Below are 15,837 nucleotides of genomic sequence, written 5' to 3' on the forward strand. Positions count from 1 at the left end.
GTAAGACCGAACAAAGCCGCTGAAACCGCGGCCTGCCACGACGAAAGCCACGTATTGGCACGGCACATGCTCTGTCCGAACGCAGAAATCACTTCCCGCCGATCCGGAGATTGTCCATGACCAAGCGTTACAGCGCCCTCCTCGCCGCTCTGTTTGCCTCTTTGTTGCTCAGCCAGGCTCCCGCTCACGCCGACGGTCTGGACGACGTGGTCAAGCGCGGCACGCTGAAAGTCGCCGTGCCCCAGGACTTCCCGCCGTTCGGCTCGGTCGGCCCGGACATGAAACCTCGTGGTCTGGACATCGACACGGCGAAACTGCTGGCTGATCAACTCAAGGTCAAACTCGAACTGACCCCGGTCAACAGCACTAACCGCATTCCGTTCCTGACCACCGGCAAGGTTGATCTGGTGATCTCCAGCCTCGGCAAAAATCCTGAGCGTGAGAAGGTCATCGACTTCTCCCGCGCCTACGCCCCCTTCTACCTCGCCGTGTTCGGCCCGCCAGACGCTGCGATCGCCGGCCTCGACGATCTCAAAGGCAAGACCATCAGCGTCACCCGTGGCGCCATCGAAGACATCGAGCTGAGCAAAGTCGCCCCCGAAGGCGTGACCATCAAACGCTTCGAAGACAACAACTCGACCATCGCCGCCTACCTCGCAGGACAAGTTGACCTGATCGCCAGCGGCAACGTGGTGATGGTGGCGATCAGCGAAAAGAACCCGAAACGCGTGCCGGCGCTGAAAGTGAAGCTCAAGGACTCGCCAGTCTACGTCGGCGTGAACAAGAACGAAGCGGCGCTGCTGGCCAAGGTCAACGACATCCTGACCACCGCCAAGGCTGACGGCGCACTGGAAAAGAATTCGCAGACCTGGCTGAAAGAGCCGCTGCCGGCCGATCTCTGATCGACTGAGCGGGAGACCTTCATGGCTTATCAGTTCGATTTCATGCCGGTGGTGGAAAACACCGACCTGTTGCTGCGCGGCGCGCTGTTCACCCTTGAGCTGACGGCCATCGGCGCGTTGCTCGGGGTCGGCGTCGGGATTGTCGGGGCGCTGGTGCGGGCGTGGAACATCCGCCCGTTCTCGGCAATCTTCGGCGTCTACGTCGAGTTGATCCGCAACACGCCGTTTCTGGTGCAGTTGTTCTTCATCTTCTTCGGCTTGCCGTCGCTTGGCGTGCAGATTTCCGAGTGGCAGGCGGCGGTGCTGGCGATGGTGATCAACCTCGGCGCCTATTCGACGGAGATCATTCGCGCCGGCATTCAGGCGATCCCGCGCGGGCAACTGGAAGCCGCAGCGGCGCTGGCGATGACGCGCTTCGAAGCGTTCCGTCATGTGGTGCTGCTGCCGGCGCTGGGCAAGGTCTGGCCGGCGCTGAGCAGCCAGATCATCATCGTCATGCTTGGCTCGGCGGTGTGTTCGCAGATCGCCACCGAAGAGTTGAGTTTTGCCGCCAACTTCATTCAGTCGCGCAACTTCCGCGCCTTTGAAACCTACGCGCTGACCACGCTGATCTATCTGTGCATGGCGCTGCTGATTCGCCAACTGCTGAACTGGATCGGTCGGCGCTACATCAGCAGGAGCCGCGCATGAGCGATTTCACCTTCTGGGACATCCTGCGCAACCTGCTCGTCGGCCTGCAATGGACGCTGGCGCTGTCGCTGGTGGCGTTTATCGGCGGCGGGATTGTCGGGCTGCTGATCCTGATCATGCGCATCTCGAAAAACTCTCTGCCAAGCAGCATCGCCCGCACATGGATCGAGCTGTTCCAGGGCACGCCATTGTTGATGCAGCTGTTTCTGGTGTTCTTCGGCGTGGCGCTGGCCGGGATCGAAATCTCGCCGTGGATGGCCGCAGCGATTGCCCTGACCTTGTTCACCAGCGCCTATCTGGCGGAGATCTGGCGCGGCTGCGTCGAATCGATTTCCAATGGCCAGTGGGAAGCCTCGGCGAGTCTGGCGCTCAATCCGCTGGAACAGCTGCGCTACGTGATCCTGCCGCAGGCCCTGCGCATTGCCGTGGCGCCGACCGTGGGTTTCTCGGTGCAAGTGGTCAAAGGCACCGCGGTGACCTCGATCATCGGTTTCACCGAGCTGACCAAGACCGGCGGCATGCTCGCCAACGCCACGTTTGAACCGTTCATGGTCTACGGCCTCGTCGCCCTCGGCTACTTCCTGCTCTGCTACCCCTTGTCCCTCAGTGCGCGCTACCTGGAAAGGAGACTGCATGCCTCTGCTTAGAATTTCCGCCCTGCATAAATACTACGGCGATCACCACGTGCTCAAAGGCATCGACCTCAGCGTCGAGGAAGGCCAGGTCGTGGCGATCATAGGCCGCAGCGGCTCGGGCAAATCCACCCTGCTGCGCACGCTCAATGGCCTGGAGTCGATCAACGATGGCGTCATCGAAGTCGATGGCGAATACCTCGACGCCGCCCGCGCCGACCTGCGCAGCCTGCGGCAGAAGGTCGGCATGGTGTTTCAGCAGTTCAACCTGTTCCCGCACCTGACCGTGGGCGAAAACGTCATGCTCGCGCCGCAAGTGGTGCAGAAAGTGCCGAAAGCCAAGGCTGCGGAACTGGCGCGAGAGATGCTCGAACGTGTGGGGCTTGGAGAAAAATTCGATGCCTTCCCGGATCGACTCTCAGGCGGCCAGCAACAGCGCGTGGCGATTGCCCGGGCGCTGGCGATGTCGCCGAAGGTTTTGCTGTGCGACGAGATCACCTCGGCGCTCGACCCGGAACTGGTCAACGAAGTGCTCAGCGTGGTTCGGCAACTGGCCAAGGAAGGCATGACGCTGATCATGGTCACCCATGAAATGCGCTTTGCCCGCGAGGTCGGGGATAAATTGGTGTTCATGCACCATGGCAAGGTGCATGAGGTGGGTGATCCGAAGGTGTTGTTTGCCAATCCGCAGACGGCGGAGCTGGCGAACTTTATTGGCACAGTTGAAGCAACAGCCTGAGAGAAAAACAGGGGCTTCCAAGCCCTCATCGCGAGCAGGCTCACTCCTACATGGGAATGCGTTCACCTGTAGGAGCGAGCCTGCTCGCGATTGACCGCGCAGCGGTCACCGACTTTCTGCGCTGAATCAACGGTTTGAACCATGCGCGTTGGCGCCAGCCGTTGATCGTGGCACGATGTCGAGGTTATCGACCGAGACCCCCTGACCATGCCGCAATCCCAAGCCAAGAATCTGTCCCTGATCGCCGCAATCGACCTGGGCTCGAACAGCTTTCACATGGTCGTGGCCAAGGCCCAGAACGGCGAGATCCGCATTCTCGAGCGGCTCGGCGAAAAGGTTCAGCTGGCCGCTGGCATCGACGATGAGCGCAAGCTCAACGAAGAATCGATGCAACGTGGCCTCGATTGCCTCAAGCGTTTTGCCCAACTGATCAACGGCATGCCGCTGGGCGCCGTGCGCATCGTCGGCACCAACGCCCTGCGTGAAGCGCGCAACCGCCTTGAGTTCATTCACCGCGCCGAAGAAATCCTCGGCCACCCGGTGGAAGTCATCTCCGGCCGTGAAGAAGCGCGTCTGATCTATCTGGGCGTGTCGCACACCCTCGCCGACACTCCGGGCAAACGTCTGGTCGCCGACATCGGCGGCGGCAGTACCGAGTTCATCATCGGCCAGCGCTTCGAGCCGCTGCTGCGCGAAAGCCTGCAGATGGGCTGCGTCAGCTTCACCCAGCGCTACTTCAAGGACGGCAAGATCACCCCGGCCCGCTACGCCCAGGCATACACGGCGGCGCGGCTGGAGATCATGAGCATCGAACACGCCCTGCACCGTCTGACCTGGGATGAAGCCATCGGCTCCTCGGGCACCATCCGCGCCATCGGCCTGGCATTGAAGGCCGGCGGCCATGGCACTGGCGAAGTGAATGCCGAAGGTCTGGCCTGGCTCAAGCGTCGGCTATTCAAGCTTGGCGACGTCGACAAGATCGATTTCGAAGGCATCAAGCCGGATCGCCGGACCATTTTCCCGGCGGGCCTGGCGATTCTCGAAGCGATTTTCGACGCCCTCGAACTGCAACGCATGGATCACTGCGACGGCGCACTGCGTGAAGGCGTGCTCTACGACCTGCTTGGCCGTCATCATCACGAAGACGTGCGCGAACGCACCCTGACCTCGCTGATGGAGCGCTACCACGTCGACCTGGAGCAGGCGGCGCGAGTTGAGCGCAAAGCCTTGCACGCGTTCGATCAGGTCGCGGTGGACTGGGAGCTGGATGACGGCATCTGGCGCGAACTCCTCGGCTGGGCGGCGAAAGTGCACGAAGTCGGCCTCGACATCGCTCACTATCACTACCACAAGCACGGCGCCTACCTGATCGAGCACTCGGACCTCGCCGGCTTCTCCCGCGAAGACCAGCAAATGCTTGCGCTGTTGGTGCGCGGCCATCGCCGCAACATTCCCAAGGACAAGTTTGCCGATTTCGGCGACGACGGTGACAAGCTGATCCGCCTGTGCGTGCTGCTGCGCTTTGCGATCCTGTTCCACCACATTCGTGGCACGCAGACGATGCCGCAGGTGGTGTTGCATGCCAAGGGCAACACCTTGGATGTGGAATTCCCGGAGAACTGGCTGGATGAGAATCAGCTGACTCAGGCGGATTTCGGGCTTGAGGCGGATTGGCTGACGCGGGTGGGGATTGTGCTGACTGTTCACTGATACCCAGCAAATTTGTGAATGACAGGTGCAAAAAAGGCGATCCGCAGGGATCGCCTTTTTTATTGGGTTCGGCTTGAGATGGGAGGTGGGCCTGCCCCTCACCCCAGCCCTCTCCCGGAGGGAGAGGGCGCCGATTTGTGGGCTTTTCAAATCCTGAGTTCGACTCGGTATTGCAAGTCGGCGTAACCCTGACATCCACCTCGATCAGTCCCCTCTCCCTCCGGGAGAGGGTTAGGGTGAGGGGCTTTTGCTTTTGATTTAGCTGCTTACCGGAAGGATGGGGCTACCCAACCGTTCCAGCAACGTCGCCTGCGCACTCCTCGGGTTCTGGTTGCCGGTCGGTGTGTTGCGGATGTAACGGCCATCCGACTGCAAGCTCCAGCTATGAGTGTTGTCAGTCAAATACAACTCCAGCTCTTTCTTCACCCGAGTCAGCAGCTTTTTGCCTTCGACCGGGAAGCAAGTCTCGACGCGTTTGTCGAGGTTGCGCTCCATCCAGTCGGCACTGGAGAGGAACATCTGCTCATCGCCGCCATTGAGGAAGTAGAACACTCGCGTGTGCTCAAGGAAGCGCCCAATGATCGAGCGCACATGGATGTTGTGCGAAACCCCGGCAATCCCCGGACGTAGGCAGCACATGCCGCGCACCACCAGATCGATGCGCACGCCGGACTGGCTGGCCTTGTACAGCGCGCGGATGATCTTCGGATCGGTCAGCGAGTTGAACTTGGCGATGATGTGCGCCGGTTTGCCTTCGACGGCGAACTGGGTCTCGCGGGCAATCATGTCGAGCATGCCCTTCTTCAGGGTAAACGGCGCATGCAGCAGCTTCTTCATGCGCAGGGTTTTACCCATGCCGATCAACTGGCTGAACAGTTTGCCGACGTCTTCGCACAAGGCGTCGTCGGAGGTCAGCAGGCTGTAGTCGGTGTAAAGCTTGGCGTTACCGGCGTGGTAGTTACCGGTGCCGAGGTGCGCGTAACGGACGATTTCGCCGGCCTCACGCCGCAGGATCAGCATCATCTTGGCGTGGGTCTTGAAGCCGACCACGCCGTAGATCACCACCGCACCGGCCGCTTGCAGACGGCTGGCCAGTTGCAGGTTGGACTCTTCGTCGAACCGCGCACGCAGCTCGATGACCGCCGTCACTTCCTTGCCGTTACGCGCGGCATCGACCAGCGCATCGACGATCTCGGAGTTGGCACCGGAGCGGTACAGGGTCTGACGCACAGCGAGAACGTGCGGGTCTTTCGCCGCTTGACGCAGCAGGTCGACCACCGGGGTGAACGACTCGAACGGGTGCAGCAAGAGGATGTCCTGCTTGCTGACCACGCTGAAGATGTTTTCGCTGTTCTGCAGCAGTTTCGGGATCTGCGGAGTGAACGGCGTGTATTGCAGCTCCGGATGACTGTCCAGACCGGTGATGCTGAACAGGCGTGTCAGGTTGACCGGGCCGTTGACCTGATACAGCTCGCTCTCGCTCAGGTTGAACTGCTTGAGCAAGTAATCCGAAAGGTGTTTCGGGCAGGTGTCGGCGACTTCCAGACGCACCGCATCGCCGTAACGACGCGAGAACAACTCGCCACGCAGGGCGCGGGCCAGGTCTTCGACGTCTTCGGAATCGAGCGCGAGGTCAGCGTTTCGGGTCAGACGGAACTGGTAGCAGCCTTTAACCTTCATGCCCTGGAACAGGTCATCGGCGTGGGCGTGGATCATCGACGACAGGAACACGTAGTTGTCGCCCGGGCCGCCAACTTCTTCCGGCACCTTGATGATCCGTGGCAGCAAACGCGGCGCCGGGATGATCGCCAGACCGGAGTCGCGACCAAAGGCGTCGATGCCTTCCAGCTCGACGATGAAGTTCAGGCTCTTGTTCACCAGCAACGGGAACGGGTGCGTCGGGTCGAGGCCGATCGGGGTGATGATCGGCGCGATCTCGTCGCGGAAATAGCGGCGCACCCAGGTTTTGATCTTGACCGTCCAGTGGCGGCGACGGATGAAGCGCACCTGATGCTTTTCCAGCTCCGGCAACAGAATGTCGTTGAGGATCGCGTACTGACGGTCAACGTGACCGTGCACCAGCTCGCTGATCCGCGCCAGCGCTTGATGCGGCTGCAAGCCGTCAGCACCGGCCTGTTCACGGGCGAAGGTGATCTGCTTCTTCAGACCGGCGACGCGGATCTCGAAAAATTCGTCGAGGTTGCTGGAGAAGATCAGCAGGAACTTCAAGCGCTCCAGCAGCGGATAGGACTCGTCCAGCGCCTGTTCCAGCACGCGGATATTGAATTGCAGTTGCGAAAGCTCACGGTGGATGTACAGGCTGCTGTCATCCAGGCCCGGTATCGCAATCACTGGCGCCGCCGCGACAGGTTCGGCGACTGGCGCGGGTGGCGCAGGCTCCAGCTCCGGCGGAGTTTCGGTGATTTGCTCGACCACCGGCTGAGCTTCTTTTACTGCAACTTCCGTGAGTCCTTCGGTATTCATTGAATGTTCCTGGGAGGGCTATTTCTGCTCTCGTAACAATTGAGCGGCGCGGACAGCAAAGTAAGTCAGGATGCCATCAGCGCCGGCACGTTTAAAGGCGGTCAGTGATTCGACAATCACCGCCTCGCTCAACCAGCCATTCTGGATTGCCGCCATGTGCATGGCGTATTCGCCGCTAACCTGGTAGACGAAGGTCGGCACTTTGAAGGCATCTTTTACCCGGAAAAGAATGTCGAGGTAGGGCATGCCCGGTTTGACCATGACCATGTCCGCGCCTTCAGACAAGTCCGCACCGACTTCGTGCAGCGCTTCGTCGCTATTGGCCGGGTCCATCTGATAAGAGGCTTTGTTCGCCTTGCCGAGGTTCGATGCCGAGCCGACCGCATCGCGAAACGGGCCGTAATAGGCGCTGGCGTACTTGGCCGAATAAGCCATGATCCGCACGTTGACGTGACCGGCGACTTCCAGCGCTTCGCGGATCGCCTGAATACGACCGTCCATCATGTCCGACGGCGCGACAACCTGAGCGCCGGCTTCGGCATGGGAAAGCGCCTGACGCACCAGTGCGTCAACAGTGATGTCGTTCTGTACGTAGCCTTCTTCGTCGAGGATGCCGTCCTGACCGTGGGTGGTGAACGGATCGAGCGCCACGTCAGTGATCACGCCGAGCTCAGGGAAACGCTCACGCAGCGCGCGGGTGGCGCGCTGGGCGATGCCTTGAGGATTCCAGGCTTCGGCGGCGTCGAGGGATTTAAGTTCAGGAGGGGTGACCGGGAACAGCGCTAGCGCCGGAATCCCCAGTTCGACCCATTTCGCTGCTTCTTCGAGCAGCAGATCGATAGTCAACCGCTCTACCCCGGGCATCGACGCCACGGCTTCGCGACGGTTTTCACCGTCAAGCACGAACACCGGCAGGATCAGGTCATCGACCGTCAGCACATTTTCCCGCACCAGCCGACGCGAAAAATCATCACGACGATTGCGGCGCAGGCGCGTGGCAGGGAACAGACGGTTGGCTGGGGTAAAGCTCACGGCGGACTCCTGAGCCCGCGCAAACGGGCGAGCGTGACAGTTATAGACGGCCATTATGACGAACAGATGACAGTTGTGTGAGGCCCGTGACATGTAGCCGCATTCCATTCTCAGTGTAGGAATTGTTCACGTCGAGACACATTTGGACACTTTCATGAATGTGTCCGAAGGGTTAGGCTGCGCGTTCATTTCGCCAGCACCCAGACAATGCTCCAACAATTTCTGCATGACTTTGGCTACTTTGCCTTGTTCCTCGGCACGTTCTTCGAAGGCGAAACCATTCTGGTGCTCGCGGGCTTCCTCGCGTTCCGTGGATACATGGACATCAACCTGGTGGTGGTCGTGGCGTTCTGCGGCAGCTATGCCGGCGATCAGCTGTGGTACTTCCTGGGCCGCAAGCACGGGCGCAAATTGCTCGCGCGCAAACCGCGCTGGCAACTGATGGGCGACCGCGCGCTGGAGCACATTCGTAAGCATCCTGACATCTGGGTATTGAGCTTCCGTTTCGTTTACGGTCTGCGCACGGTGATGCCGGTGGCGATCGGCCTGTCGGGTTATCCGCCGGGACGTTATCTGCTGCTCAACGGTATCGGTGCAGCGATCTGGGCGACCGCGCTGGCCGCCGCCGCTTACCACTTCGGCGCGGTGCTGGAAGGCATGCTCGGCAGCATCAAGAAGTACGAGTTGTGGGTACTCGGTGCGCTGCTGATTCTTGGCGTTGGCCTGTGGTTGCGCCGCCGCTTCAAGAATGCGCGGCTGGCCAAGCAGGTGTACGCCGACGAGCAAGCTGCGAAAGCTGCACTGCTGAATCAGGCCGAAGAATCCAAGCCTGCCGAACCGAAGACGCCTGCCGAGTAACGCGCTGGCGACTTGCTACAGCCCGCCGGCACTGAGCGGGCTGGCCGCCTCTTTCAGTCATTTATCCCCTCTGCGCTAGCGGACTCCCGCTCGTCAGCGGCGTTCTCACGCCAAAAATCACCCGCTCGCCACGCAACAGACATCCCAAATAATGAACACCCCGCCGTTGTTGCGATCCATGTAGAAAGCGTTCCATGCAGGTGCCGCCACCACTTGAGCCTATGGCAACGCGCGACAATTTAGTGGACATTTAGCGCCATGAATCTGGAGAGAAAACCATGAGCAAAAAAGTTGCAGTGATCCTGTCCGGCAGTGGCGTGTACGACGGCGCCGAGATCCATGAAAGCGTGATCACCCTGCTGCGCCTCGACCAACGCGGCGCGCAGGTGCAGTGCTTCGCCCCGAACATCGCGCAATTGCACGTGATCAACCACCTGACCGGCGAAGAAATGCCCGAGTCGCGTAACGTCCTGGTGGAATCGGCGCGCATTGCTCGCGGCAACATCAAGGACATCCGCGAGGCCGACGTCGACGACTTCGATGCGCTGATCGTGCCGGGTGGGTTTGGTGCGGCGAAGAACCTCTCGAACTTCGCTGTTGAAGGTGCTGGCTGCAGCGTGCAGCCGGAAGTGCTGGCGCTGGCCGAGGCATTTGCCGAAGCGGGCAAACCGGTCGGTCTGATGTGCATCTCGCCGGCACTGGCGGCGAAGATCTACGGCCCGGGCGTAACCTGCACCATCGGCAACGACGCCGACACCGCCACGGCGATGAACAAGATGGGCGCCACCCATGAAGACTGTGCGGTGACGGAAATCATCGAAGACAAGGCGCGCAAACTGGTGACGACCCCGGCTTACATGCTGGCGCAGAACATCAGTGAGGCGGCTTCGGGGATCAATAAGCTCGTGGATCGCGTCCTCGAACTGACCCACGAAAACGACGCCTGATACGGTCTACTGTAGGAGTGAGCCTGCTCGCGATGGCGGTGTATCAGGCACATATCTGTTGAATGACCGACCGCTATCGCGAGCAGGCTCACTCCTACAAGGGGATTTGTGTAGGGCTTAAGGCTTGCGGGTCAGGCGTGTGAGGATCCGGTCCAGCGCATTGGCGAACGCCTGCTTCTCGCGATCGCCAAACGGCGCGGGCCCGCCACTCATCTGGCCCTGCTCGCGCAGATCGGTGAACAGGTTGCGCACGGCCAGGCGTTCGCCCATGTTCTGCGCATCGAACTCCTTGCCCCGCGGATCCAGCGCCGCGACGCCCTTCTTCACCAAACGATCGGCCAGCGGGATATCGCTGCAAATCACCAGCTCACCGGGTACCGCGTGCTCGACCAGATAATCGTCCGCCGCATCCGGCCCGCTCGGCACCACGATCAGTTTGACGATGGCCAGCCCCGGTTTGATCTGCGGCTGCCCGGCCACCAGCACCACTTCGAACTGGCGCTTGAGCGCAAACTTCATTACCAGATCCTTCGCCGCCCGTGGGCAGGCATCGGCATCGATCCATACACGCATTTCTTACCTCCAAAAAATTCGCGAGCAAGTCGAATCGTCAGTCCCACAGGTTACGCACAAATCCTGTGGGAGCGAGCCTGCTCGCGAATGTGAGCGCAGCGAATGCTGTTAAGCGACTACCCGCCGCTTCTCCGCCATCCAACTACGCCCATACAACACAACAATCGCCAGAATCGCCACCGCCTGCGCCGTCAACGAATACGCATCGGCATGAATCCCCAGCCAGTCGAATTCAAAGAACGCCACCGGCCGCGTGCCGAAGATCCCGGCTTCCTGCAACGCCTTCACGCCATGCCCGGCAAACACCACCGACAGCGCGCACAACAGCGCCGCGTTGATGCTGAAGAACAGCGTCAGCGGCAGTTTCGCCGAACCGCGCAGGATCACCCACGCCAGACCGACCAGCAGCACCAGTGCCGTCGCGCCACCGGCGAGCACCGCGTCATGCCCGGCCGGGCCGGCCTGCAACCACAGGGTTTCGTAGAACAGGATCACTTCGAACAACTCGCGATACACCGAGAAGAACGCCAGAATCGCGAAGCCGAAACGCCCGCCACCGCCGACCAGACTGCTCTTGATGTAATCCTGCCAGGCCGCGGCGTGGCGACGGTCATGCATCCACACGCCCAGCCACAAGACCATGACACTGGCGAACAGCGCCGTGGCGCCTTCGAGCAGTTCACGCTGCGAGCCGCTGACGTCGATCACATACGCCGCCAGCGCCCAGGTGCCGAGGCCGGCCAGCAGCGCCAGGCCCCAACCGACGTTGACGCTGCGCACCGCCGATTGCTGGCCGGTGTTGCGCAGGAAGGCGAGGATCGCCGCCAGCACCAGAATCGCTTCCAGCCCTTCACGCAGCAGAATCAGTAGGCCGGAAATGTAGCTCAGCGACCAGCTCAGGCCGTCACTGCCGAGCAACCCGGCGGACTCTTTCAACTTCGCCTTGGCCGCATCCAGACGCTGCTCGGCCTGCTCGACCGGCAAGCCGTCCTGCAACGATTGTCGATACGCCATCAGCGACTTTTCAGTGTCCTTGCGCACATTGGCGTCGACGTTATCCAGCGAGCTCTCGACCAGCTCGAAGCCTTCCAGATACGCCGCGACCGACAGGTCGTAAGCCTGATCGTGCTCACCGGCGCGGTACGCAGCAAGACTCTTGTCCAGCGTTGCCGCGGTGTAGTCGAGCAACTGCGCCGGACCACGCTTGACCTGTGGCGGCTGCGCGCGTTGCGCACGGAACGTCGCCGCCGCTTGCGGGCCATCGGCAGCCTGCACTTCGGCCGGGGTCTGACGGGCCAGATCGGCGATGTTGTAGCTCTTCTCGGACTTGGCCGCCGCCGGATCGGCGCTGAAGCCGGCGATGTAAGTCGCCAGATCCCAGCGCTGCCGATCGTCAAGCTGATCGGCAAACGCCGGCATGTCGGTGCCTTCGACGCCTTGGCCGAGGGTGTTGTAGATCGCATACAGACTCAGGTGATCCATCCGCGCCGCATCACGCAGATTGGCCGGGGCCGGGGTCATGCCGAGCCCCGCCGGTCCGTCACCGGCGCCGCTGTCGCCGTGGCACACCGAGCAGTTCTGCGCATAGAGCGGAGCGCCTCGGGTGGGATCGGGGGTGATGATCGGTGCCTGGCTGACTTCATAGGCTACCGCCAGTTGCGCGCCCAACTGCCGCGCCTGACGGGCCACTTCAGCGCCATCCTGTTTCGCGCTGATCGCCGCGTGCAGGACTTCAACGCCCTGCTCCAGCGCAGCCTTTTCCGATTTGGCCGGCATACCGGCGATCAAGCCTTGCAGCGCCCGCGTGAACTCCAGTTGCTCGCGGTATTCGGAGTCATCGACAACCTTGCCCGCCGCTACCGTCGGCGGGTAATCCGCACTGATGTAATCGAGCAGGTGCAGCGCTTGCGGCGCGCCTTCCACGGTATCGGCCAGCAGATTGAAGCTGCTCAGGGCAAACAACGGGAACACCAGCCAGGCCAGGAACCGGGACGAGGCAGTCATGAAGAATTCTCAAATGGAAATGCGAAGTTACATATTGTTCACTTCGAACGCATTTCCCTCAAGCTTTGTCGGTGTTTCGCTTTGATTGGGCGGATGTACCCGGCAGACGAACTCCGCAAAATCGCCGAGGATTGCCTCAGGAACAGAGTCTTTGATCTGCGCACATCGGCACCCAACTCGCAGCCACTGGCCAGCATCCGTCACTATACTGCGCGCGCCCTCAACATTCCGGCTCAAGGAAACACACCGTTTATGCGGATCATCCCGTTGTTTGTCCTGCTCGCCACTGCGCTTTTTTTAAACGGCTGCGCGGCTTACCGTAATTACGATCAGGAAATGCAGCAAACCACCGACGAGATGACCAAGGGCAACCTCACCGGCGCACTGGCACTGGTCGAGATGCATAACCCGTGGGAAGACAAGGATCTGCTGTATTACCTGGAAACAGGCGCCATCCTCAGCGCTGGCAGCGCTCTGCCCGAAAGCCAGCAAGCGTGGCGCAGTGCTGACCGGATGATCTTCCAGCGCGAAGAGGCCAACCCATCCGGCGCCATGAAGCTGCTGTCCCGGTTCGGCAATGAAATGGGCACCATGCTCGTCAACGACAAGCTGCTGCGCTACGAAGGCTATGACTACGAGAAGGTCATGCTGACCACGCAAATGGCCCTCAATCAGTTATCCGTCAACGATTTCGATGGTGCTCGCGCCGATATCAAGAAGACCCATGAACGCGAAGGACTGATCGCCCGGCAACGCGAATTGCAATACGAAGCGGTAGAGGCAGAGGCCAAGTCCCAGGGCATCACCCTGCGCTACAAAGATCTGCAAGGTTATCCGGTGGCCATACTCGATGCGCCACAAGTGCTCGAACTGAAGAACGGCTATCAAAGTGCGTTCAGTCACTATCTGGCCGGGTTCACTTATGAAGCCTTGGGTGAGCGCGACCTCGCGGCGCCCGGTTATCGCCAAGCCATCGAACTGCGCCCGGACATGCCGTTTCTGCAGAACGCTTTGCGTAACCTCGACAAGCCTGCAGCCAAGGCCGATGAAAGTGACGTTCTGATCATTGTGCAAAGCGGTCTGGCACCGGCGCGCAGCTCGGTTCAAGTGCCGATTCCGGTGCGCCTGAACGAAAACCTGGTCATTGTCGCGCCGATATCCTTTCCGGTGATGATTCCGGACGCCGTCACCCCGACCTTCAATCACCTGAAGGTTGATGGCCGTAAGCAGCCGTTGACGGTCATCAACAGCGTGACCGATATGGCCATGCGAACACTGCGCGATGACATGCCTGAAATCATCTCGCGCGCCATGTTCCGCGCCAATATGGCCGCGATCGGCCAGGCACAGGAAAACGAGCGCAACCCGGCCAAGGCCTCGCTGGTGGTGACAAACAAGGATCCTTTCGAGGAGGCCGATACACGCACCTGGCGCGCCCTGCCTGACAAGACGCTCGTCACTCGTCTGCGCCTGAAAAAGGGCCTGCACACGGTCGACGTGCCCATCTACCCGCCGGGCTATCCCCTGACCTTACGCGTCGATCAGGATCATCAAATACTCAATCTGCGCGTGTTCCGGGATCAGACCTATTACGTCGGATCGGCCTTCGTTGCTCCTGCGACGCCTTTACCAGAGAAAGCAAGCCCTTCGAAATAAGTAATGGCACCTAACTAACCAGTGCAATTAAAAAGCTATTACATAGCCATCACCGCCTGCTTATAATGCCGCGCCCGCGTTATTGCGATCGGGCATTAAAGCTCCTCTAGTTATGAGGAATTGGCAGGAGGCCAGCGCCACTGTCGATGGGTCACACCAGCCCGACCAGCATTCGCGGCTGTTTTACTCCAGGGAAGAAGTACCCCCATGGCATTCCGCGCCCCCACTCTGATCGCGCTCAGCGCCGTCACTCTGCTGTCCGGCTGTTCGGCGTTTCGCAACTACGACTCCGAACTGGCACAGACCAACCAGCAACTGGCCACCGGCAACGTTGACGCTGCGCTGACCCTGCTGGAAAAGAACAACACCGGCCCCGACAAAGACCTGCTCTATTACTTCGAGAAAGGTGAGTTGCTGCGCGCCAAGGGTGACCTCTCCGGCAGCCAGAATGCCTGGACCAGTGCCGATGTGGTGGTCGGTCAGTGGGAAGACTCGGTCAAGCTCGACACCGGTAAATACCTGGCTCAGTTCGGCAGCTTCATCGTCAATGACAAAGTGCGTCGCTACGAAGGCTACGACTACGAAAAAGTCATGCTGACCACCCAGATGGCCCTGAACCTGCTGGCGGTCAATGACTTCGACGGTGCGCGTACCGCGATCAAGAAGACTCACGAACGTGAAGCGGTGATCGCCGAGTTGCGTGACAAGGAATACCTCAAGAGCGAAGAAGAGGCCGAGAAAGAAGGTATCAAGACGCAGTACAAAGACCTGCAGGGCTATCCGGTCGCCAGTCTCGACGCGCCGGAAGTGGTCGGTCTGAAAAACAGCTACCAGAGTGCGTTCAGCCATTACCTGTCCGGTTTCGTCTATGAAGCCCTGGGCGAAAAAGGCCTGGCTGCACCGGGCTACCGCAAGGCTGCCGAATTGCGTCCGAACACGCCGCTGCTGGAACAGGCGCTGGTCAACCTCGACAAGCCGGGCAAATCCGACGACAGCGACATTCTCATCGTCGTCCAGAGTGGTCTGGCGCCAGCCCGCGACTCAATCCGGGTGCCGCTGCCATTGCCGATCTCCAACAATGTGGTGATCACGCCGCTGTCGTTCCCGATCATCAAACCTGACACCTCCACGGCGACTTTCGCGCAAATCGGCGTCGATGGTAAGCAGGTCGATCTGACCGCGCTCAACAGCACCACCGCGATGTCCCGCCGCGCCCTGCGCGACGACATGCCGGGGATCATCGTGCGCACCACCGTGCGGGCGATCACCAAGGGTGTTGCGCAGAAGCAGATCAACGAAACCAACCCGCTGGCCGGTCTCGCCGTCGGTATCTCTTCAGCTGTGCTCGAAGGTGCCGATACCCGTACGTGGCGCACCTTGCCGGACTACACCCAAGTGGTGCGTCTGCGTCTGAAAAAGGGTGAGCATCAGGTTACCCTGCCGAGCGCCGTGGGCGGTTCGGTGGTCACGGTCACTGTCGATCAGCGATATCAAGTGATCACCCTGCGCGCCGTGGGCAACCAGGTATTCGCCGGTGGCCTCGCCGCACACGTCATCCCGAGCGCCAGCGCGACCAACGTCGCCAGCCTCAAACAACCTTAAGAACGGAG

Annotated in this window: 13 protein-coding genes; 9 read left to right on the top strand and 4 right to left on the bottom strand. The window is 60.6% G+C overall.

The genetic code is table 11. The features are described 5' to 3' along the window. The first annotated feature begins 116 nt into the window (after nt 1–116). The 5 genes from AC5SEM_RS24705 (at nt 117) to ppx (ending at nt 4,673) form a co-directional block, all read left to right on the top strand. On the top strand, nt 117–902 hold the full coding sequence (locus AC5SEM_RS24705; protein ID WP_495471471.1) for a transporter substrate-binding domain-containing protein: 786 nt from the start codon (nt 117–119) through the stop codon (nt 900–902). A 21-nt stretch (nt 903–923) separates the two neighbouring features. Then, the gene (locus tag AC5SEM_RS24710; RefSeq protein WP_007911165.1) at nt 924–1,592 is read left to right on the top strand and encodes an amino acid ABC transporter permease; all 669 of its coding nucleotides are present in this window, start codon (nt 924–926) and stop codon (nt 1,590–1,592) included. Next, nucleotides 1,589–2,239: an amino acid ABC transporter permease gene (locus tag AC5SEM_RS24715; protein ID WP_077574990.1), complete on the top strand. Its 651-nt coding sequence runs from the start codon at nt 1,589–1,591 to the stop codon at nt 2,237–2,239. Before AC5SEM_RS24710 ends, AC5SEM_RS24715 begins: the two co-directional genes overlap by 4 nt. After that, entirely contained in the window at nt 2,226–2,963 is a 738-nt protein-coding gene (locus AC5SEM_RS24720; protein WP_007911148.1) for an amino acid ABC transporter ATP-binding protein, read from the top strand. The genes AC5SEM_RS24715 and AC5SEM_RS24720 overlap by 14 nt, the downstream gene beginning before the upstream one ends. Nucleotides 2,964–3,170: 207 nt before the next feature. After that, nucleotides 3,171–4,673: an exopolyphosphatase gene (ppx, locus tag AC5SEM_RS24725; RefSeq protein WP_008081406.1), complete on the top strand. Its 1,503-nt coding sequence runs from the start codon at nt 3,171–3,173 to the stop codon at nt 4,671–4,673. A 258-nt stretch (nt 4,674–4,931) separates the two neighbouring features. Here the strand turns inward: ppx and ppk1 are convergent, their stop codons facing one another. Further along, complete coding sequence (gene ppk1 / locus AC5SEM_RS24730; protein ID WP_038359078.1) at nt 4,932–7,157, bottom strand: polyphosphate kinase 1; 2,226 nt, start codon at nt 7,155–7,157, stop codon at nt 4,932–4,934. An 18-nt stretch (nt 7,158–7,175) separates the two neighbouring features. Beyond that, nucleotides 7,176–8,189: a porphobilinogen synthase gene (gene hemB / locus AC5SEM_RS24735; protein ID WP_495471472.1), complete on the bottom strand. Its 1,014-nt coding sequence runs from the start codon at nt 8,187–8,189 to the stop codon at nt 7,176–7,178. 207 nt (nt 8,190–8,396) lie between these two features. Between hemB and AC5SEM_RS24740 the strand changes: the two genes are divergently transcribed. Together AC5SEM_RS24740 and elbB are read left to right on the top strand one after the other, a co-directional pair. Further along, nucleotides 8,397–9,047: a DedA family protein gene (locus AC5SEM_RS24740; protein WP_116028473.1), complete on the top strand. Its 651-nt coding sequence runs from the start codon at nt 8,397–8,399 to the stop codon at nt 9,045–9,047. A gap of 278 nt (nt 9,048–9,325) precedes the next feature. Then, nucleotides 9,326–9,994 carry an isoprenoid biosynthesis glyoxalase ElbB gene (gene elbB / locus AC5SEM_RS24745; RefSeq protein WP_038359087.1) on the top strand — a complete coding sequence of 223 codons (669 nt, stop codon included), beginning with the start codon at nt 9,326–9,328 and terminating at the stop codon, nt 9,992–9,994. Nucleotides 9,995–10,111: 117 nt separating this feature from the next. On the opposite strand, the gene AC5SEM_RS24750 is transcribed toward elbB, so the two are convergent. After that, nucleotides 10,112–10,567, bottom strand: a complete 456-nt coding sequence (locus AC5SEM_RS24750; RefSeq protein WP_495471473.1) for a YaiI/YqxD family protein — start codon at nt 10,565–10,567, stop codon at nt 10,112–10,114. Between the two features lie 108 nt (nt 10,568–10,675). Next, nucleotides 10,676–12,571, bottom strand: a complete 1,896-nt coding sequence (locus AC5SEM_RS24755) for an FTR1 family protein (RefSeq protein WP_495471474.1) — start codon at nt 12,569–12,571, stop codon at nt 10,676–10,678. A gap of 252 nt (nt 12,572–12,823) precedes the next feature. Between AC5SEM_RS24755 and AC5SEM_RS24760 the strand changes: the two genes are divergently transcribed. Next, complete coding sequence (locus tag AC5SEM_RS24760; RefSeq protein WP_495471475.1) at nt 12,824–14,227, top strand: COG3014 family protein; 1,404 nt, start codon at nt 12,824–12,826, stop codon at nt 14,225–14,227. A gap of 207 nt (nt 14,228–14,434) precedes the next feature. Beyond that, nucleotides 14,435–15,829: a COG3014 family protein gene (locus AC5SEM_RS24765; protein ID WP_495471476.1), complete on the top strand. Its 1,395-nt coding sequence runs from the start codon at nt 14,435–14,437 to the stop codon at nt 15,827–15,829. Nucleotides 15,830–15,837 lie beyond the last annotated feature (8 nt).

The sequence above is a fragment of the Pseudomonas sp. CH61 genome (assembly GCF_059429415.1).

Bases quoted from the DNA above. Each gene is read 5' to 3' on its own strand.
- ppx (WP_008081406.1), top strand. From the start codon at position 3,171: ATGCCGCAATCCCAAGCCAAGAATCTGTCCCTGATCGCCGCAATCGAC.
- AC5SEM_RS24765 (WP_495471476.1), top strand. From the start codon at position 14,435: ATGGCATTCCGCGCCCCCACTCTGATCGCGCTCAGCGCCGTCACTCTG.
- AC5SEM_RS24740 (WP_116028473.1), top strand. From the start codon at position 8,397: ATGCTCCAACAATTTCTGCATGACTTTGGCTACTTTGCCTTGTTCCTC.
- AC5SEM_RS24755 (WP_495471474.1), bottom strand. From the start codon at position 12,571: ATGACTGCCTCGTCCCGGTTCCTGGCCTGGCTGGTGTTCCCGTTGTTT.
- ppk1 (WP_038359078.1), bottom strand. From the start codon at position 7,157: ATGAATACCGAAGGACTCACGGAAGTTGCAGTAAAAGAAGCTCAGCCG.
- AC5SEM_RS24720 (WP_007911148.1), top strand. From the start codon at position 2,226: ATGCCTCTGCTTAGAATTTCCGCCCTGCATAAATACTACGGCGATCAC.
- AC5SEM_RS24760 (WP_495471475.1), top strand. From the start codon at position 12,824: ATGCGGATCATCCCGTTGTTTGTCCTGCTCGCCACTGCGCTTTTTTTA.
- AC5SEM_RS24715 (WP_077574990.1), top strand. From the start codon at position 1,589: ATGAGCGATTTCACCTTCTGGGACATCCTGCGCAACCTGCTCGTCGGC.
- AC5SEM_RS24750 (WP_495471473.1), bottom strand. From the start codon at position 10,567: ATGCGTGTATGGATCGATGCCGATGCCTGCCCACGGGCGGCGAAGGAT.
- AC5SEM_RS24705 (WP_495471471.1), top strand. From the start codon at position 117: ATGACCAAGCGTTACAGCGCCCTCCTCGCCGCTCTGTTTGCCTCTTTG.
- AC5SEM_RS24710 (WP_007911165.1), top strand. From the start codon at position 924: ATGGCTTATCAGTTCGATTTCATGCCGGTGGTGGAAAACACCGACCTG.
- elbB (WP_038359087.1), top strand. From the start codon at position 9,326: ATGAGCAAAAAAGTTGCAGTGATCCTGTCCGGCAGTGGCGTGTACGAC.